The following is an 18,790-nucleotide window of genomic DNA, read 5'->3' as shown; positions in this document are numbered from 1 at the left end:
ATTGACGAGGGAGGGACAGCTATGGTATCGAAGAAAGTGAAAGTGGTTAATCCATCGGGACTTCACCTGCGGCCGGCTGGCGTGCTTTCGCAGACCGCGATGAAATTTAAGAGCCGGACTCTGATTGAGTGCGGGGAGAAACATATTGTGGCAAAGAGCGTGCTGAACGTGATGGCAGCGGGTATCAAGTGCGGCACCGAGATCACGGTTGCCTGCGACGGACCGGATGAGGAAGAAGCGCTGAAGACGATTACCGAGGCGATCGAGAGCGGACTCGGAGAAGAACTGGAACAGTAAGGTATCAGCCATTGCCTGCATAGTGTGCGGACGGTGACACACATATCAGAACCAGAGGGGGATATTGCAGAACGGCAGAAATTGCAGTTGTGCAGGTATCCCTTTTTAGATGGAAAAGAGGGGTTTTTATGGAACTGAAAATTTACGAACACAAAGCGCAGTATTATGAAACCGACCAGATGGGAATCATTCACCATGCAAATTACCTACACTGGTTTGAGGAAGCGCGGATCGACATGATGGAGCAGATGGGAATGGGATATGACATCATGGAAAAACAGGGGATCATAAGCCGGTGCTGTCGGTTCACTGCGATTATAAGAGCATGGCGCGGTTTGGCGAGACGGTGCAGGTGCTGGTTCAGATGAAGGAATACAACGGCATCCGCATGACGCTGGAATACACGGTTTTTGACAAGGAAACGGGCGCAATCCGCTGCGTGGGCGAGAGCCGCCATTGTTTCCTGACCCGCGACGGAAAGCCGGTTTCCCTGAAACGCAACTATATCGAGATGGATCGTGCGTTTAGGGAATACAGCGAACAGAGCCAAAAAGAAGAGTAAATGCTGACTGGTTCGAAAATGACAGATGCGCTTATAAAGTGCTTGAAAAGCGGGAAAATTGTGGTATGATGTAAAAGATAAAAAAAGAAACGCAGAGTAGGAATACAGGCGTTAAGTGCCGGTTGAACAGGGAGTTGTCAGCCGGACGAAGAGACCTCCGGGGTTTCGCGGTCAGTATTCCGCATCCCGCTGCATCGTTGATACAATCTATCTCCTGATGTGGTTCGAGAGATCTGCAGAAAAGGAGGTATTTTTTTATGAAAAAATTTGCAGTATGTTATCAGGCATCCTTTCAGGAACTGAAACACGTGAAAACACTCACGACTGCCGCCATGCTGATGGCTGTCTCCGTTGTTCTGGGATACTTCACGATTGAGGCTGGTCCGTATTTGAAAATCGGATTCGGCGGTGTGGTCAACCAGTTTGTCTACTACCTCTTCGGTCCGGTGGCTGGAGCGGTCTATGGCGGAGTCTTGGACCTGGTCAAATATGTCGTAAAGCCGACGGGGGCATTTTTTCCGGGATTTACGCTGAATGCGATGCTGGGCGGCGTGCTATATGGCACAATTCTGTATCGGAAACCGCTTACCTTCCGCCGGGCGCTCTGGGCGGATCTGGTGGTGGCGCTGATCTGCAACATATTTTTGAACACACTCTGGCTTAGCATGATGTCTGGAAAAGCAATGATGGTGCTTCTGCCGATGCGTGTGCTTAAGAATCTCATCAAGTGGCCGGTGGATGCAGCACTCTTTTATCTGATTGCAAAACGGATGGAGAGTCTTGGGCTTGTGCGGATGATCCGTAAATTCCAGGCGGAGTGATGCTGGAGGATTCGTTTTGAGCAAAAGGAAACATACATGGACAGCGAAAGTCTGCAGGCACGGTGGCTGCATGCTATGAAAGGAACCGTTTATGAAAAATGCATCATGCATGATGGAGGAAAACAGATGAGAGAAAAAGCAGTTTCGCGGAGCCGGGAACATTCGAAGGATGTGGCGCTTTGCGGTCTGTTTGCGGCGCTGGTCGCCGTGGGGGCATTTATCAAGGTTGTCATTCCGACCGGCGCAGATACCATGAACTTCACCTTGCAGTGGTTTTTCGTGATGCTGGCAGCATTTCTGCTGGGCTCCAGACGGGCATTTACCAGTGTGGGTGTCTATTTGCTGATTGGACTTGCGGGCGTCCCGATCTTTGCACGCGGCGGCGGTCCGGCGTATCTGCTGCGCCCGACCTTTGGTTTTCTGCTGGGATTTCTCCTTGCGGCGTGGGTCATGGGAAAGGTCTGTGAATGTTTGAATTCCTGGAAAATGGGAGCGCTGATGACGGCGGCGACGGCTGGATATGTGGTATATTATGGAATGGGAATGGTTTATTTCTATCTGATTACCCATCTCGTAACCCTGCAGCCGATCGGCTGGAAAGCGATTGTGCTGGTTTACTGCCTGCCGGAGATGCCGGCGGATTATATTCTCTGCATTCTGGCGGCGATCATGGCAAGACGGCTGCGCCCGATGGTACAGGCGTATCTGTAGAGAAAAATGAATAGGATATAAAAAAGACAGACAGTCTGAATGCAGTGCAGCAAACGGGCTGTCTGTTTTTGTCTCATAGAAAACGTTACTGTTCACGCATACGTGTACAGTAACGGCACATTCTTTTGTAACGCTGCCAGTTGTGTTTGCCCCCTATCATTTTTGCAGAAAATATGGTAAAATGTACGGAGATTACGACAGGGGAGGATTTGGGCGTTACAGGTTTTTGGTCTTGGAAAACGTCTGAAGAGGATGCAAAAACGAAAACCAGCGAACGATCAGAATCCAACCTGATAAAAAGGAGAAGTATGTATGAGTGAGAATTGCAGTCATAATTGTTCAAGCTGCGGCGAAACGTGTGCCAGCCGGACGATGGAGAGTTCCGGGTGCCGTTAAATCCACAGAGTTCAGTTAAAAAAGTAATTGGTGTAGTCAGCGGCAAGGGCGGCGTCGGAAAATCCCTGGTGACATCCCTGATGGCATGTAAGATGCGTGCGAGAAACAACCGCGTTGGCATTCTTGATGCAGATATTACAGGACCGTCGATCCCGAAGGCATTTGGCATTCACGGCATGGTAGGTGTGACAGCGGATCAGCTGATGCTGCCGCGCACGACCTCGACGGGGATAGAGATTCTTTCTTCGAACCTGATTCTGGAGCATGAGACGGATCCGGTAATTTGGCGTGGACCGGTTGTGGGCGGCGTGATTAAGCAGTTCTGGAGCGAGGCACTCTGGAAGGACATTGATTATATGTTTGTCGATATGCCTCCGGGAACCGGCGATGTGCCGCTGACTGTATTTCAGTCCCTGCCGCTGGCAGGTATTATTATTGTGACTTCCCCGCAGGAGCTGGTTTCGATGATCGTGGCAAAAGCGGTCAACATGGCGAAGAAGATGGATATTCCGATTCTGGGACTGGTTGAAAACATGAGTTATCTGGAATGTCCGGACTGCGGAAAGAAGATTTCTGTGTTCGGTGAAAGCCATATCGAGGAGACGGCAGACGAGTATGGGATTCCGGTGCTTGCGAAGATTCCGATCGATCCGTCGATTGCGTCCAAGGTGGACGAGGGGCTGGTTGAGTATGTGGAATCCCCATGGCTGGATGCGGCGGCTGACGCAGTTGAGAAGGCATAAAAGAATATAGATATATAGAAGAGGTGGAAGAATACAAATGAATATTGCTCAGAATCCCAACAGCGAGCTGAGCCATTTCGCGGTCAATACGCCTCAGGTGTTTGAGATTCCTGAGACATTCCGGGAGACGGCAAGGCAGTTTCAGGAAGCGATGATGCAGTACAGCTGCGCGATTCGAGAGTTTAAGACGAAGCTGGAAGTGCTCAACGATGAGCTTTCCATGCGGAATGCAAGAAACCCGATCGAGATGATCAAGGCGAGAGTGAAGAAGCCGAAGAGTATTGTAGAAAAACTGCAGCGGCGCGGACTTCCGCTTTCGATCGAATCGATGGAGTCCAACCTGGATGATATAGCGGGTGTCCGTGTGATATGTTCGTTTGTGGACGATATTTACGAGATCAGCCGGATGCTGGAACGCCAGGATGATGTGACCATCATTGCGATCAAAGATTATATCAAGGCGCCGAAGGAAAACGGCTACCGCAGCTACCACATGATCGTGGAAGTACCGGTATTCTTTTCAAGCAGTAAGAAAAATATCCGTGTGGAAGTCCAGATCCGCACGATCGCCATGGATTTCTGGGCGAGTCTGGATCACCAGCTCAAGTATAAAAAGCAGCTGGATGCCCAGGAAGCCGCAGAGATCGGTGCGGAGCTGAAAAAGTGCGCGGATGTCATCGCGGAGACGGATTGCAAGATGTTAAGCATCCGTCAGAAGATTGAGGAAAAACATCCGACGCAGGAAGAATAGTCGTGATGTAAACGAATAGCCCATGTATCGGGGTGCTTTTGGCGGCTGAAGCGCCTGCCATATCTTTAATACATAAAATAGGACAGGGTTTCGGTAATTCGGAACCCTGCTTTTTTATAGATCGAGAGTGCCGGATAATTGTCACTGCTGACGTGAAGAACAATTCGGGTGCAGCCGCGCGCGATCAGATCGTTTAAGACCAGACAGAAAGCAGCTTCACCGATTCCTAGTCCGCGGCAGAGGTCATGGACCCGGAAACCGTAGAAACAGGCATGAAATGTGCCGGGAATGTCCGGGACGGGCTGCATACGCGCCATGCACACGGCAGCCGGAGAGCACATCGGATCTGGCGGAGTCTCTAAAAATTCATAGGTCAGAATTGTAACGGCCGGATCTGGATCATCGGCGCTGTGGAAGCAGTCCCAGCAGCTGTCGGGATCAACACTTTCGTTGACGTCACCTTCCGGTGCAGAAGTGCAGGTAAAGGTAAGCGGGCGTTTTTCAACCATGGGAGAGTCAAAGCGTTCGGCCGCCGGGTCAAAGTCCCATTTCATCTGATATTCCTGATCAACGCGGTCAGCGTGAATGGCTTTCATCGTGGCAGCCGTATCAGCAGATTCCGGGTCAACCGGAAATAGAATATCGTGCTCACCGGAGATGTCGCAGGCTTTTTCTAAGAGTGCGGCAAAATATCCGCGTCGGCGCAGGGAAGGGCGGGTGAAGGCGATGCATTCGACGGGTTCCTCGTCCGAAGAGCCATCCGGTGGAAGGATCATTCCCATGATGGCTGCAAGTGTCTCTGATTCATCCAGAAGAAGCAGGAAACAATTTCCGTCTTCAAATGGAAAAGAAATGTGGATCGGCTGCGTCTTCTGGCATTCATTTAACAGTGCCAGGATCTGTTCTGCCTGTCTGGCAGAGAGTGAGTTTGTCTGAATTAAATTCATAAATTCTAATCCTTTCTTTCTTGCAATACAAAGTGTACCAGCTACAAAAGCAGCTGAGAAGATAAGTCTTTCATAAAGATAAACGTATTTGCGGATAAAAACTTCACGTTTTTTGGAACGAAAATGTCTGGATTTTACGAATCGGAAAAGCTTACCTGTATCGTATAAAAAAGACGCAAAAAATTCAAGGAAATTGACAGAATTTATGCTAATTTTCATATTGTCCTATAAATTTGGGAGTGATAGAATAGAGGCATTAAATACGAAAGGTGAAGACATCATGAAGTACTTGAAAGAAGTGACAATTATTTTTGGCATCACAATGCTGGGAGAGTTTTTGAACTATCTGCTTCCGTTTCCGGTTCCGTCCGGCGTATACGGATTGTTCATTCTTCTGCTTCTGCTTTGCACAGGTGCATTACATACAGAAGATGTGGCGGAAGTGGGAGATTTCTTCCTGGATACGATGCCGATTATGTTTATACCGGCAGGTGTAGGTCTGCTTGACAGCGTGCAGGAGGCGGAGTCCATCCTGGTGCCGCTGACAGTGATTACCGTGATTTCGACGGTATTTGTTATGGTTGCGACCGGGTGCGTGGCGCAGAGCATCATCCGCAGAAAGAATAAAGGAGGTGCGAAAGCATGAATGGACTGATTCATTCTTCTCTTTATTTTGGAATGCTGGTCAGCGTTGGCGCGTATATGTTGGGCGTCTGGCTGAAAAAGAAGACCGGCTGGGCGATTTTAAATCCGCTGCTGGTTGCAATTATAGTTGTGATTGCATTTTTATCTGTTTTTCATATAGAATATAAGGAGTATAACCGCGGTGCGGTGTATCTGGGCTATTTCTTGACACCGGCAACGGTCTGTCTGGCGATTCCGCTGTATAAGCAGCTGGAGCTTTTGCGCCAGCACCTGATTGCGGTTGCTTCTGCAATCGTGGCAGGGGTAGCGGGAAGTGTCGGCAGTATCTATGTGATGTGCCGTTTCTTTCAGCTGGAGCATACGCACTATGTAACATTGCTTCCAAAGTCCATTACGACGGCGATTGGCATGGGCGTCAGCGAGGAAGCGGGAGGTATCGTGACGCTGACGGTTATCAGCATTATAATTACAGGAATTTTGGGAAATATTATAGCCGACTGGCTGTTTCAGATATTTAAAATTGAAGAGCCAATCGCGAAGGGTCTGGCACTTGGAACAGCAGCCCATGCGATTGGAACGGCAAAGGCGCTGGAATTAGGCGAGATCGAGGGTGCGATGAGCAGCTTGTCAATTGCGGTCGCTGGTCTTTTGACCGTAGTGGTAGTACCACTGATGTCGGGACTGATTTAAAGGTGGTGCTGAAACGGTCAGAATTTGTATAGAAATTGGAATGCACATAGAGAGGCAGAGAAAAAGATACTGCGGGTCATACGCATGATAACGGCAGCAAAAAGATAGGAGGGGAGCAGGTATGATGAATTTGTATGAGGCGATAGGATGTCGCCATTCAGTTCGAAAATACACCGATCGGGAGGTCACGGAGAAGCTGCGTGGGCAGATCCTGTCCTATTTTGATAAGACCTCCCGGTTAAATGACCGGATCCGGGTTGAGGCAGTGATATTCGACAATACAAAGAAAAAAGCCGATGTCCACGGACTCTGGAAGGTGGATGCTCCCTACTATCTGGCGATCTATTCGGACCAGGAGGAAGGCTGCGAGCGCAATGCCGGTTATCTGATGGAGCAGATGGTGCTCTATATGACGGCAAAAGGGCTTGGAACCTGCTATTTGGGCAGCGTGCAGCCGGCGCAGAAGGTGCGCGGCGGCAAACGCTGCCTGATGATGGTCGCATTCGGCTACCCGGAGGGCAAGCTCTACCGTGAAAGCCCGCTGGCAAAGCGCCTCCCGCTCAATGAACTCTGTATTTTCAAGGAAGAAGCCGGAGAGCAGATGAAGACGATTCTCCGTGCGGCGCGTCTCGCACCGTCCGCGATGAACACCCAGCCGTGGCGCTTCATCGTCTATTCCGACCGAATCTATGTGTTCGCCCTAAAAACCCGCTTTCCGGGCAAGAGCTTCCATGCGATGCGCGAATTCAGCATCGGCATTATGCTCTCCCACATTATGCTCGCCGCCGAAGAACTCTGGATGGAACTTCAGACGGAGACGGAGGAACATTTTGCGGCTAAAAGTTACAAAAATGGAGATTATGTGGCGACGTTGACGCTGCATTAGATGCATTGATTCATTGTATTAAATGTTGAAATAGTTTATATTTGAGCAAGAAAAACTAATTTTGCAATTTTAAAACCAATTATTCAAAGAAACGATACACTCAAGAAAGAAGCGCGCCAGCCGTCCGATGCCGTGACAGCTGGCGCGCTTCTTTCGGGGCAATCAAAAGGGCATAAGCAAAAACCCTTTTTTCCTTGCTCTGTGCCCTTGAAAGCGCCCTCCACTTATGATAAAATAAGTTGATTATTTATGAGAGATACTCTGGAGGAGAACGTGATGGTTAGTAAATTGATTGAGAAGATTCAGAAGACAAAGGCACCGATCTGTGTAGGACTGGATCCGATGCTTGGATATATTCCGGAGCACGTGAAGGAAAAAGCATTTGCGGAGTTCGGAGAGACCCTGGAAGGAGCGGCAGAGGCGATCTGGCAGTTTAACTGTGCGATCGTGGATGCGACGGCTGATCTGATTCCGGCGGTCAAACCGCAGATTGCGATGTATGAGCAGTTTGGCATCGAAGGCCTGAAAGCGTATGACCGGACTGTCAAATACTGCCAGCAGAAGGGCTTAGTTGTCATCGGAGACATCAAGCGCGGCGACATCGGTTCCACATCGGCTGCCTACGCAACCGGTCATCTCGGCAGCGTGAAGGTTGGAAATACGACCTGTTTTGCGTTCAATACCGAGTATGTCACGGTCAATCCGTATCTGGGAACCGACGGCGTGAAACCATTTGTGGACGAGTGCAACGCATCCGACCGCGGTATCTTTGTACTGGTAAAGACTTCTAACCCATCCAGCGGCGAGTTCCAGGATCGTCTGGTGGACGGCCGCCCGCTTTATGAGCTGGTAGCGGAGAAGGTCGTTGAGTGGGGGGAGGCTTCCATGGATGGCGACTACAGTAATGTAGGTGCAGTTGTGGGCGCAACTTACCCGGAGATGAGCAAGATTCTGCGTAAGCTGATGCCGAAGACTTACTTTCTGGTTCCGGGTTATGGCGCACAGGGCGGTACGGCAGAAGACTTAAAATACTGCTTCAACGAGGATGGACTGGGCGCGATCGTCAATTCTTCCCGCGGTATCATCGCAGCATACAAGAAAGACGCATACGCCAAATTCGGTCCGGAGCATTTTGCGGACGCATCGAGACAGGCTGTCATCGATATGATTGCGGACATTGGACGCGTACTGTAAGGAGGAGCTCATGGCACAGAAGAAAGAGACAGCAGTTGTATATAGTCAGGAAGAACTGGCACCTGGCATTTTCAGTATGTGGATCGTGACGGACATAGCGGACGAGGCAAGACCGGGACAGTTTATCTCGGTCTACAGCCAGGACGGTTCCAGACTTCTTCCGCGCCCGATCAGTATCTGCGAGGCAGATCCGGATGAAGGACGCCTGCGGATCGTATACCGGATTGCCGGTAAAGGAACAGATGAATTTTCCAAATATGTTTCCGGAGACTCGATCGACATCATGGGACCTCTGGGAAATGGTTTCCCGCAGGAGGGCGAAAATGTATTTCTGATCGGCGGCGGTATCGGTGTTCCGCCGATGCTTGAGATGGCGAAACAGTTAAACTGCGAAAAACAGATCATTTTAGGATACCGGGATGAAAATCTCTTCCTCCGGGATGAATTTGAGGCATATGGAGAAGTCTTTGTGGCGACCGAGGACGGAAGCGTCGGCACGAAGGGCAATGTCCTGGACGCGATCCGGGAGCAGAACCTGACGGCGGATGTGATCTACGCCTGCGGACCGACCCCGATGCTGCGCGCCATCAAGGAGTATGCGGCAGAAAAGGGAATCAAGTGCTATATTTCCCTGGAGGAGAAGATGGCATGTGGAATCGGCGCCTGTCTGGCATGTGTCTGCCAGTCGAAGGATGTAGACCACCACAGCAATGTACACAACAAGCGGATCTGCAAGGATGGTCCCGTATTTTTAGCCGAGGAGGTAGAATTATGAGACAGATGGCAGTCAATCTTGCGGGTGTAGAGCTTAAAAACCCGGTCATGACGGCATCCGGAACCTTTGGTTCAGGGGCAGAGTACGGCGAGATGGTCGATCTGAACAAGCTCGGCGCGGTTGTGACCAAGGGTGTGGCAAATGTGCCGTGGCCAGGCAATCCGACCCCGCGTATTGCGGAGGTGTACGGCGGCATGATCAACGCGATCGGCTTACAGAATCCGGGGTATGATTTATTTGCATCGAGGATATCCCGTTTTTACGTCAGTATGATACGAAGATTATCGTCAATGTATGTGGAAAAACGACGGAAGATTACGTCGATGTAGTGGAAAAACTGGCGAGCCAACCGGTCGATATGCTGGAGATCAACATTTCCTGCCCGAACGTCAAGGAGGGCGGCATCGCATTTGGACAGGATCCGAAAGCAGTGGAGGCGATCACCCGCGAGGTAAAACGCCATGCGAAACAGCCGATTATCATGAAGCTCAGCCCGAATGTTACCGACATCACGGAGATGGCTAAGGCAGCCGAGGCAGGCGGTGCGGATGTGCTGTCCCTGATCAACACACTGACTGGCATGAAGATCGATATTAACCGGAGAACCTTTGCGGTAGCCAACCGTACCGGCGGTCTGTCCGGTCCGGCAGTGAAACCAGTGGCAGTCCGCATGGTTTACCAGGTGGCGCAGGCGGTCAAGCTTCCGATCATCGGCATGGGCGGTATCATGAATGCGGACGATGCGATCGAATTTATTCTGGCAGGCGCAAGCGCGGTGGCAGTCGGTACGGCGAATTTCCATAATCCGTATGCGACGGAGGAGATCGTGAAGGGCATCGACGCCTACATGGAAAAATATGGCATTGAAGATATACATGAACTGATTGGTGCGGTTCGGTAAGATAGGAGAGTATGATGGAACAGTATAAGCAGGAATTTATCAATTTCATGGTAGAGAGCGAAGTGCTCAAGTTTGGCGAATTTACCTTAAAGAGCGGACGTAAATCTCCGTTCTTCATGAACGCGGGTGCATATGTAACCGGTACGCAGCTGCGCCGTCTGGGCGAGTATTACGCAAAGGCGATTCATGACAACTATGGTCTGGATTTCGATGTCCTGTTTGGACCGGCTTACAAGGGAATCCCGCTGGCAGTTGCCACCTCGATGGCGATCAGTGAGCTGTACGGCAAAGAAGTACGTTACTGCTCCAACCGGAAAGAGGTCAAGGATCACGGCGATACCGGCATCCTTCTGGGAAGCAAGTTAAAGGACGGCGACCGCGTCGTTATCATCGAGGATGTAACCACTTCCGGTAAATCCATCGAGGAGACCTTCCCGATCCTCAAATCCCAGGCAGATGTGGAGATCAAAGGCCTGATGGTATCTTTAAACCGTATGGAGCGCGGCAAGGGAGAAAAGTGTGCGCTGGATGAGATCAAGGAACTGTACGGCTTCCCGACCGCAGCGATCGTATCGATGTCAGATGTCGTAGAGTGCCTGTACAACAAGGAGTGCCAGGGCAAGGTCGTGATCGATGATACACTGAAAGCAGCGATCGACGCATACTATGAGCAGTACGGTGCAAAATAGAGATTTGGTTCACGGAGCGGCATGCTTGAAATGGGAAATGCCATGCGACGGAGTGTAAGAAGGAGCGGATCGATATGGAAAAGATCTACAAAACGATGCAGGGAACCGGTGTGATTAATATCGTGATTGGAAGCGTGATCATCACGGTAGGGCTGGCAGCCGGTGTGATGGCGATCGTCAGCGGTGCGTTTTTACTGAAACGCAAATCAGATATTACATTCTAAAAATTGGATTTGAAACAGGGCAGATATGCCCAGTCGAAAGAGAAAAACCGTATGACCGGGGACGGTGTACGGTTTTTCTCATTTCTGGCAGTTTATGTGGGGAATTATGTGGAAACGGACAAAAACGCATCAGAAGGTGTGCTGGATATTCTTTGTCGCATACCTGGTGCTTCTTATATATTTTATGTTTTTTTCGGACGGATTCGGGCGCGCGCCGCATGTGGAGTATGCCTATAATCTCGTTTTATTTAAGGAAATCAAACGGTTTTATATTTATCGTGATATAGTGGGAACGGAAGCGTTCCTGTTAAATACGGCTGGCAACGTGGTGTGCTTCATGCCGTTTGGATTTTTCCTGCCGATCATCAGTCCGAGATTTGGAAAATGGTACCTGATGTTGATTCTGAGCTTCCTTCTGACTTTGAGCATCGAGACGATTCAGCTCGTATTCAAGGTGGGAAGTTTTGATGTGGATGATATGTTTTTAAATACGTTAGGTGGAATTGCTGGCTACCTCTGCCAGTGGATTACACGTGCAATTGGGAGGTGTCTGCATGGGACGTCAAACAGATAACCGGATTTCTTATATCCGCAAGCCGATGGCAGAACACGGCTATCTCTGTCTGGGACTGGCGGGAGTCGGTCTGCTGCTGTGCGTGGCAGGGATGGCATTCAGTGTCCGCAGCCAGGGCAATACGCCGGTCGGCGCGCTGTCGATGTGCTTTTCGAGCATATTATTTTCCGTGGCGTCGCTGATGTACGGATGGAAATCTTTTAAAGAAGAAGAAAAAAATTATATATTCGCGAAAATTGGTACGATTTTGTCGGGGCTTCTGGTCATCTGGTGGATTGTGACGATTTTGATTGGCATCCGGGGCTAAGAATGAATGGGTTTTATGCGTGGCTTGCCTGGAATGCCGGACCAATGGAACGCCGATAAGAGCCTTTGCGGCGGGCGTGGTTTGAAAGGGAAATTTGGCGATGGCAGAAGGAGGGAAATATCTGAACATGAAATATTGGGAACTTTTGAAAGAAGAAAATGAGGCGGTTGCGGAGCGCCATGAGCTCGCGATGGAGCGCATCGGCCATATGAAAGAAGAAGCGACGGTTGGCGAGCCATACCGGGCATTTTTTGAGCGCACCGTCCAGTTTATCGAGCTGATAGAAGAAACCTTCCAGAAACAGATGGATGGGACGCTGGCGGCGATGAGCCAGAAAGAGGCAACAGAATTTAACCGGACGCTTTATGCGGATATACTCCCGGGGGCGTATGAGAAGAGTTTTGCGAACCCGGACTATGCGGCAAAAGAGCTGGGAGAGAACTATGGTCCGTGGCTGTCATTTCTCTATACGGAGATCCGCAGCGCGATCGTTTACGCCTATGAGAGCCGTCTGGTGGATGTGACGGTGTTGGAGGAACTGTTTATTGAGGTTTACAACCTGTTTGAGGACGGGACGCCGGAGGTGGCGGAGCTTCGCGAGCCGCTCTACTATTTTGTCAGTGATTATTGTGACAGGATGCTTCCGTGGCGGGTGCGTGAGACGCTGGATCCGTCGCTGGATTTCGGAAAATCGATCATCATGGACAGTGATTTAAACGATCTGCGTTATCTGTACCGGTTTGGCGAATATATCTCGGAGACAGAGCTTGCGACGGCACGTTTTATGAATGAGCTGCCGGAGGAGACGGTACGCCGGATGGCAGATACCTACACAGAAGGCTACCGCAAGGGATTTGCGGCGACCGGACGCAGCTATGAGGGCAAGAAAACGGTGCAGATCCGTTACCACATCGGATTTGAGCGCATGATCCGGATGGCAGTGGAAAATTTCCGCGAACTCGGTCTGGAGCCGATCATTGCCCGCGCCTCCATCGGCACGGTGAACCGGATGGCGGCGCGCACGAACGGTTACTATGGCACACCGGCGAACCGCCAGTACGAGTATGATCACCGCTACGACAATGCGGTTTACCTGGACAAGGCCTTTCGTGAGCGGAAACTGTCTATTTTGAAGGTGGCATATGAGACATACAAGGATCTGGCGTCGGTATATGCCGGTCCGGCAGTTGTGGAAACCTTCGGCGAGGCCGGATTTGAGCCGGTCAATGCAGCAGCAGCCTTTTCTTTAAGTGAAAAACAGGAGAAACTGCTGTTATCCTACAGCAATGAGGCGATGCAGATTGTGGACGCGTATATTCCGGGAACGGAGACGAGCTTCACAATCATTGCATTCCCGCTTCCGGAGATCGGAGCGGAGTTTGAGGCGATTTTTAAGGAGACGATCCGCATCAATACGCTGGACTATGAGCTGTACCGCGACATCCAGCAGATCATGATCAACGAACTGGATCAGGCATCGCAAGTCCACATCAGCGGACGCGGCGGCAACCGTACCGATCTGACCGTACAGCTTCACACGCTTGCTGAGCCGACGAAACAGTCGAATTTCGAAAACTGTGTGGCGGATGTAAATATTCCGGTTGGAGAAGTCTTTACCTCCCCGCAGCTTGCTGGGACAAACGGGCTTCTGCATGTCGGCAGCGTCTATATTGGGGAATTTCAGTTCAAAGATCTGGAAATCCGGTTTGAAAATGGTATCGCTGTCTCCTATACCTGCAAAAACTTTGAGACGGAAGAGGAAAATAAGGCGTTAGTGAAACAGATGATCCTCAAAAACCATGAGACGCTGCCGATGGGAGAGTTTGCGATTGGCACCAACACAACTGCGTATGAGGTAGCGCTGCGCTACGGCATTCTCGACAAATTCCCGATTCTGATTGCCGAGAAGATGGGACCGCACTTTGCGGTAGGCGATACCTGCTACAGCTGGATGGAGGACTGCCCGGTCTTCAACCCGGATGGACGCGAGATGGTGGCGCGTGAGAATGAGATTTCAGCAAAACGCAAAGAAAACCCGCAGGAGGCATATTTTGGCTGCCATACGGACATTACAATCCCGTACTCCGAGCTGGATACGATCGAGGCGATTCATCCAGATGGAACGAGTGTAAAGATCATCGCGGGCGGACGGTTTGCGCTGTCGAGGACGGAGAAGCTGAATGAGCCGCTGGAAAAATAAAAAGAAAAAGTCATAGAAAACAGGTTTATTCTCATATAATCTCCTGAAAAGGGATTCCGGAGCAGCCGGATGGGAGATAGAATCAGAAAATGGATAGCCGTTCTGCTGGCAGGAAGTATACTGGCGATGATTCAGTTGGTTCCGGTCGGCGGGGCGGTTTTTGTTCGTGAAAACATAGAAAATAAAGAGATTCTGGGAGAGAAAGAGACTTCTCTACAACAGACCCTTCACGCCCGCGCCTGGGTTCTCATGGATGCGGACAGTGGGCGTATTCTGGCGGGGAAAGATGCGGATACCGCTTATCCGATGGCAAGCACGACGAAGATTCTGACCTGCATTCTCGCACTGGAACAGGGAAATCCCGATGGCTGGGTCGAGGTATCAGAGAAAGCGGCCTCCATGCCGGATGTCCAGCTCAATATGCGGGCGGGGGAGCGGTACCGCCTATCGGATCTACTCTATTCCCTGATGCTGGAATCCCACAACGACAGCGCCGTGGCGGTGGCGGAGCACATCGGGGGAAGTGTGGAAGGATTTGCGGAGAAAATGAACCGGAAAGCGCGGGAGATAGGATGTAAGAATGTTTGTTTCGTGACACCGAACGGTCTGGACGTTGCGGATGAGGATGGAAACGAACACAGCGCTTCTGCGGCGGATATGGCGCGGATCATGCGCTACTGCGCGTTCCAGTCGCCGTGCCGCGAAACATTTCTGGAAATTACCCGTACGGCATCACGGACGATTCAGGATGAGTCGGGAAACCGTTCATTTTACCTGGCAAACCACAACGCGCTTTTAAGCCAGTGCGCGGAGGTGCTGTCGGGCAAGACAGGATTTACCGGGAAAGCCGGGTACTGTTATGTAGCGGCGTTAAAAAAAGAAGGAAAAGCATTTACGGTGGCGCTTCTCGGCTGCGGGTGGCCGCCGCACAAGACGTACAAATGGGCGGATATGCGGAAACTCGATCAGTATGCATTTGATACATATAACTGGTATGATATATTTGACCGGGAGAAAACATTTCCGGAGGTGGAGGTGAGGCGGGGCGTGAAAGGAACGACGGCGCTCACACTGAATCTGCCATCGGAAAAACAGACGTTTCTGATGCTTCTGCGCGCGGACGAGAAGCCAGACATCCGTTATGAGTACCCGACCGAGCTGGAAGCACCGGTTCATGAAGGACAGGAGGTCGGGCAGGCATCCTATTATATTAATGACGAGCAGGTGGCTGCTTATCCGATCTATGCGGCAGAAACAGTGGAGAAGATTGATTATGGGTGGTGTTTAAGACGATGCGTAACTTATTTTGAAAGAGAATTTCAGTCAATGTGGAAGACGTGGGGAGTTTGAGTTGTTATTACTGGGCACGTATGCGTGAACAGCAACGACTTGTTCACAATACGTTTACAAAAATCTGCTTTATTTTGCTGGTTAATTTTGTTATAACTATAGATAGTGTGAATTACTGAGAATCTTGAAAAGAATGTATTTTTTGCACAGAAAAATATTTCCAATCAGGACTCAAACAAGGATCTGGACACGGAAACGTGGAAAGAGAAAGAGAGGCACGGAGGATGAAACAGACATCACTGAGCAGAGAACAGGGGCTTGCGCTCCTTCGCAAGTATAATAAAGAACCATTTCATATTTTACATGGATTGACCGTGGAAGGCGTCATGGAGTGGTATGCCGAGCAGCTGGGATACGGGGACGAAAAAGCATTCTGGGGCATGGCAGGACTGCTGCATGACATTGATTTTGAACTTTATCCGGAAGAACACTGCGAGCGGGCACCGGAGCTTCTGCGCGACGGAGGCGCAGAGGAAGATTTAGTCCATGCGGTTGTCAGCCACGGCTACGGCATACGGGTGGATGTGGCTCCGGAACATGAGATGGAAAAGGTGTTGTTTGCAGCTGATGAGCTGACAGGGCTTATCTGGGCGGCGGCGAAGATGCGCCCGTCCAAGAGCACCAAGGACATGGAGCTTTCAAGTCTTAAGAAGAAATTTAAGGACAAGAAATTTGCGGCTGGATGTTCCAGAGATGTGATCCGCCGCGGGGCTGATCAGCTTGGCTGGGAATTAGACAAACTGATGGAACAGACGATTCTCGCCATGCGCTCCTGTGAGGATCGGGTCAAAAAAGAGATGGAGGAACTGGAGTTTTGAGAGAAAATAAACCAATGAAACTGTTGTCGGTAGCGATTCCGTGTTACAATTCGGCGGCATATATGCGTAACTGCATCGAATCCCTGCTGCCGGGCGGCGATGAGGTGGAGATCCTGATCGTGGATGACGGTTCCACAAAAGATAATACGGCGGAGATTGCCGATGAGTATGAGAGAAACTATCCGGGAATTTGCCGGGCGATTCATCAGGAAAACGGTGGTCACGGCGAGGCCGTCAATGCGGGACTGCGCAATGCGACGGGCGTCTATTATAAGGTCGTGGACAGCGATGACTGGGTCAACGAAGAGGCATATATGGAGGTTCTGGATACGCTGCGCAAATTTGTCCATGACAATGTGACGCTGGATATGCTGATTACCAACTTCGTTTATGAAAAACAGGGCGCGAAGCACAAAAAAGTTATGAACTACAACATGGCGCTCCCAAAACGCCAGCTCATCGACTGGAACGGTGCAAGAGGCTTCCGTCTGGGACAGTATATCCTGATGCATTCGGTCATTTACCGTGTGGAAATGCTTCGGAACTGCGGCTTGGAACTGCCAAAGCATACGTTCTACGTGGATAATATTTTTGTATATCAGCCGCTTCCACACGTAAAATCCATGTACTACCTGGATGTGAATTTCTACCGCTATTTCATCGGACGCGACGATCAGTCGGTCAATGAAAAAGTCATGATCAGCCGTATTGATCAGCAGATACTCGTCACGAAGCTGATGCTGGGATATTACGATGTGACCAAGATCAAGAATCCAAAGCTGCGCCACTACATGGTCCGCTATCTGGAGATCATGATGACAGTTACTTCAATTCTGGCGATTCGCTCGGAGACAGAGGAGAATCTGAAGAAGAAAAAAGAACTGTGGCAGTATCTGAAACAGCAGAATTTCACGCTGTATATGCGCCTGCGCTGGGGCTTCCTCGGACAGGGCGTAAACCTGCCGGGAAAAGGCGGACGGAAGGTGTCGATCGCCTGCTATAAGATTTCGCAGAAGTTTTATGGGTTTAACTAGAAATTCATTATAAAAATTGAAATAATATGGATTAGAAAACGAAATCAAATCTATCATAAAAGTGAAATTAAAAGATCCGATCGTCTGGAAAGTCGAGTGTTTCCAGATGGTCGGATTTTCTGATTCTATGTCAATCATTAGATATGATTCGATAAGGGATTACCACGTGATGAATGTTAGAGACCTAGTTTTCGTAATGGCTGCGGCAGGGGGGATTTATCGCAGATAAAAAGCTGGCACCTGTCATACTTTGGCGCCAGCTTATGTTTACTTGTCTTGAGAAATCCTTCACCGAATATACTCTGGTTCGTTCTCTGTCTCTTCCTGCGTGCTTCCTGCATATACTAACGGATAGATAGCTGCGCTTAAAAGAATCGCGCCTGCGACGTCCAGAACCGAGTGCTGCTTCAGCGAGACAGTTGCCATGCAGATAGCGGCCATCAGGATACCGGAAAGAATCCGGATTACTTTGTGCTTTTTCAGAGACTCACTCTTCATGACCGCGATGTGGGTTCCGATGGAGTTGTACACGTGGATGCTCGGAAATACATTCGTGTTTGTATCAGCCTGGTGGAGCATATAGACCAGACGGGAACAGAGATTCCTGTCCGGATCTACGACCGTCCGCAGGTCAGTTCCATTCGGGAACAGGGTGCAGATTAAGAGTGACAGCGTCATGCCGGTAAATAAAAATGCACATAACCGGTAATATTCTTCTTTGTTCTTGAAGAACAGGTATGCAATCGCAGCGGTCACATAGGCGAACCACAGTAAATATGGGATGACGAAGTATTCATTAAACGGAATCATATCATCCAGCGATGAGTGCATGATATGGTAATTGGAGGTCACGGTTTTTTCCAGATGCATAAACCACGGAAGATAGATAAATCCGTATCCCAGAATCCATATATGCCCGTATTTCTTCAGGAGTTCCTTCAGAAAATGTTTCATATCAATCAACCTCGATTTTCTTTTTATCATAAATAAATTAACATTATTTTAACATCTCTCCAAGTTCGTCTGATTATAGCACACTCACCCGCCAACTTCAAGGCTAAATAGGGATTGTTATAAATATTAAGAAAAAGGTTATGGAATGTGAAATTTGTTAAACAAAAATTTTATGGATGGACAGGGACGTTAAGTAAAATAAAAACAGCTTGCTCAACTGCAAGCTGCTTCATCAATAGCGAGAGGGGGATTCGAACCCTCGACACCGCGGGTATGAACCGCGTGCTCTAGCCAACTGAGCTATCTCGCCATATTAAATTT

General features: G+C 49.8%; 21 protein-coding genes, 1 tRNA gene, 2 pseudogenes and 1 riboswitch. Of the genes and pseudogenes, 21 read left to right on the top strand and 3 right to left on the bottom strand.

Annotation, left to right across the window (positions count from 1 at the left end):
- Positions 1-21: 21 nt before the first annotated feature.
- The 7 genes and pseudogenes from DW085_RS04500 to DW085_RS04475 all read left to right on the top strand — a co-directional run bounded on the left by DW085_RS04500 (position 22) and on the right by DW085_RS04475 (position 4,281).
- On the top strand, positions 22-297 hold the full coding sequence (locus tag DW085_RS04500; RefSeq protein ID WP_022359351.1) for an HPr family phosphocarrier protein: 276 nt from the start codon (positions 22-24) through the stop codon (positions 295-297).
- A gap of 128 nt (positions 298-425) precedes the next feature.
- Entirely contained in the window at positions 426-665 is a 240-nt protein-coding gene (locus tag DW085_RS20410; RefSeq protein ID WP_347474973.1) for a thioesterase family protein, read from the top strand.
- A complete protein-coding gene (locus tag DW085_RS20405) occupies positions 623-859 on the top strand; it encodes a hypothetical protein (protein WP_347474972.1) in 237 nt (78 codons plus the stop codon). Before DW085_RS20410 ends, DW085_RS20405 begins: the two co-directional genes overlap by 43 nt.
- A gap of 90 nt (positions 860-949) precedes the next feature.
- Positions 950-1,053, top strand: a riboswitch (THF riboswitch).
- Between the two features lie 63 nt (positions 1,054-1,116).
- On the top strand, positions 1,117-1,680 hold the full coding sequence (locus DW085_RS04490; protein WP_022359353.1) for a folate family ECF transporter S component: 564 nt from the start codon (positions 1,117-1,119) through the stop codon (positions 1,678-1,680).
- 126 nt (positions 1,681-1,806) lie between these two features.
- Positions 1,807-2,391 carry a biotin transporter BioY gene (locus tag DW085_RS04485; protein WP_022359354.1) on the top strand — a complete coding sequence of 195 codons (585 nt, stop codon included), beginning with the start codon at positions 1,807-1,809 and terminating at the stop codon, positions 2,389-2,391.
- A 312-nt stretch (positions 2,392-2,703) separates the two neighbouring features.
- Positions 2,704-3,530, top strand: a pseudogene (locus DW085_RS04480) (Mrp/NBP35 family ATP-binding protein).
- Positions 3,531-3,567: 37 nt separating this feature from the next.
- Positions 3,568-4,281 carry a GTP pyrophosphokinase family protein gene (locus tag DW085_RS04475; RefSeq protein WP_107000490.1) on the top strand — a complete coding sequence of 238 codons (714 nt, stop codon included), beginning with the start codon at positions 3,568-3,570 and terminating at the stop codon, positions 4,279-4,281.
- 65 nt (positions 4,282-4,346) lie between these two features.
- Here DW085_RS04475 and DW085_RS04470 read toward each other — a convergent pair whose 3' ends face one another.
- Entirely contained in the window at positions 4,347-5,228 is an 882-nt protein-coding gene (locus DW085_RS04470) for a GNAT family N-acetyltransferase (protein ID WP_182430781.1), read from the bottom strand.
- 280 nt (positions 5,229-5,508) lie between these two features.
- Here DW085_RS04470 and DW085_RS04465 point away from each other — a divergent pair, with 280 nt between their 5' ends.
- From DW085_RS04465 to DW085_RS04405, 14 genes and pseudogenes are all read left to right on the top strand, one after another.
- Entirely contained in the window at positions 5,509-5,874 is a 366-nt protein-coding gene (locus tag DW085_RS04465) for a CidA/LrgA family protein (protein WP_107000488.1), read from the top strand.
- Positions 5,871-6,563, top strand: coding sequence for an LrgB family protein (locus DW085_RS04460; RefSeq protein ID WP_107000487.1), 693 nt, complete (start codon positions 5,871-5,873; stop codon positions 6,561-6,563). The genes DW085_RS04465 and DW085_RS04460 overlap by 4 nt, the downstream gene beginning before the upstream one ends.
- Positions 6,564-6,684: 121 nt before the next feature.
- The gene (locus DW085_RS04455) at positions 6,685-7,449 is read left to right on the top strand and encodes a nitroreductase family protein (RefSeq protein WP_333489839.1); all 765 of its coding nucleotides are present in this window, start codon (positions 6,685-6,687) and stop codon (positions 7,447-7,449) included.
- A 276-nt stretch (positions 7,450-7,725) separates the two neighbouring features.
- Positions 7,726-8,643, top strand: coding sequence for an orotidine-5'-phosphate decarboxylase (gene pyrF / locus DW085_RS04450; protein WP_118491583.1), 918 nt, complete (start codon positions 7,726-7,728; stop codon positions 8,641-8,643).
- Between the two features lie 10 nt (positions 8,644-8,653).
- Positions 8,654-9,418 (top strand): dihydroorotate dehydrogenase electron transfer subunit, encoded by a 765-nt coding sequence (locus DW085_RS04445; RefSeq protein WP_118491581.1) that lies wholly within the window; start codon positions 8,654-8,656, stop codon positions 9,416-9,418.
- Positions 9,415-10,319: pseudogene (locus DW085_RS04440) on the top strand (dihydroorotate dehydrogenase). The gene DW085_RS04445 and the pseudogene DW085_RS04440 overlap by 4 nt, the downstream one beginning before the upstream one ends.
- Before the next feature lie 14 nt (positions 10,320-10,333).
- Positions 10,334-11,008 (top strand): orotate phosphoribosyltransferase, encoded by a 675-nt coding sequence (gene pyrE, locus DW085_RS04435; protein WP_107000484.1) that lies wholly within the window; start codon positions 10,334-10,336, stop codon positions 11,006-11,008.
- Positions 11,009-11,082: 74 nt separating this feature from the next.
- Positions 11,083-11,232: a hypothetical protein gene (locus DW085_RS19065; RefSeq protein WP_022359365.1), complete on the top strand. Its 150-nt coding sequence runs from the start codon at positions 11,083-11,085 to the stop codon at positions 11,230-11,232.
- 106 nt (positions 11,233-11,338) lie between these two features.
- Positions 11,339-11,806 (top strand): VanZ family protein, encoded by a 468-nt coding sequence (locus DW085_RS04430; protein ID WP_107000974.1) that lies wholly within the window; start codon positions 11,339-11,341, stop codon positions 11,804-11,806.
- Positions 11,787-12,113, top strand: coding sequence for a hypothetical protein (locus DW085_RS04425; RefSeq protein ID WP_107000483.1), 327 nt, complete (start codon positions 11,787-11,789; stop codon positions 12,111-12,113). The genes DW085_RS04430 and DW085_RS04425 overlap by 20 nt, the downstream gene beginning before the upstream one ends.
- A 100-nt stretch (positions 12,114-12,213) precedes the next feature.
- Positions 12,214-14,313 (top strand): aminopeptidase, encoded by a 2,100-nt coding sequence (locus tag DW085_RS04420; RefSeq protein WP_243033929.1) that lies wholly within the window; start codon positions 12,214-12,216, stop codon positions 14,311-14,313.
- A gap of 69 nt (positions 14,314-14,382) precedes the next feature.
- Positions 14,383-15,663, top strand: coding sequence for a D-alanyl-D-alanine carboxypeptidase family protein (locus DW085_RS04415; protein ID WP_118491579.1), 1,281 nt, complete (start codon positions 14,383-14,385; stop codon positions 15,661-15,663).
- A gap of 224 nt (positions 15,664-15,887) precedes the next feature.
- Positions 15,888-16,481, top strand: coding sequence for a hydrolase (locus DW085_RS04410; RefSeq protein WP_118491577.1), 594 nt, complete (start codon positions 15,888-15,890; stop codon positions 16,479-16,481).
- Between the two features lie 14 nt (positions 16,482-16,495).
- Positions 16,496-17,515 (top strand): glycosyltransferase family 2 protein, encoded by a 1,020-nt coding sequence (locus DW085_RS04405; RefSeq protein ID WP_107000480.1) that lies wholly within the window; start codon positions 16,496-16,498, stop codon positions 17,513-17,515.
- 288 nt (positions 17,516-17,803) lie between these two features.
- Here the strand turns inward: DW085_RS04405 and DW085_RS04400 are convergent, their stop codons facing one another.
- The gene (locus DW085_RS04400) at positions 17,804-18,469 is read right to left on the bottom strand and encodes a phosphatase PAP2 family protein (RefSeq protein ID WP_118491747.1); all 666 of its coding nucleotides are present in this window, start codon (positions 18,467-18,469) and stop codon (positions 17,804-17,806) included.
- Between the two features lie 236 nt (positions 18,470-18,705).
- A tRNA-Met gene (locus DW085_RS04395) sits at positions 18,706-18,779 on the bottom strand.
- Between the last annotated feature and the right edge of the window lie 11 nt (positions 18,780-18,790).

This window comes from Clostridium sp. AF50-3 (genome assembly GCF_003477445.1).
Taxonomy (GTDB): Bacteria; Bacillota; Clostridia; order Lachnospirales; family Lachnospiraceae; genus Otoolea; species Otoolea fessa.
Note: the sequence above shows the minus strand (reverse complement) of the source record. Positions and strands in the feature narration are given on the sequence as shown.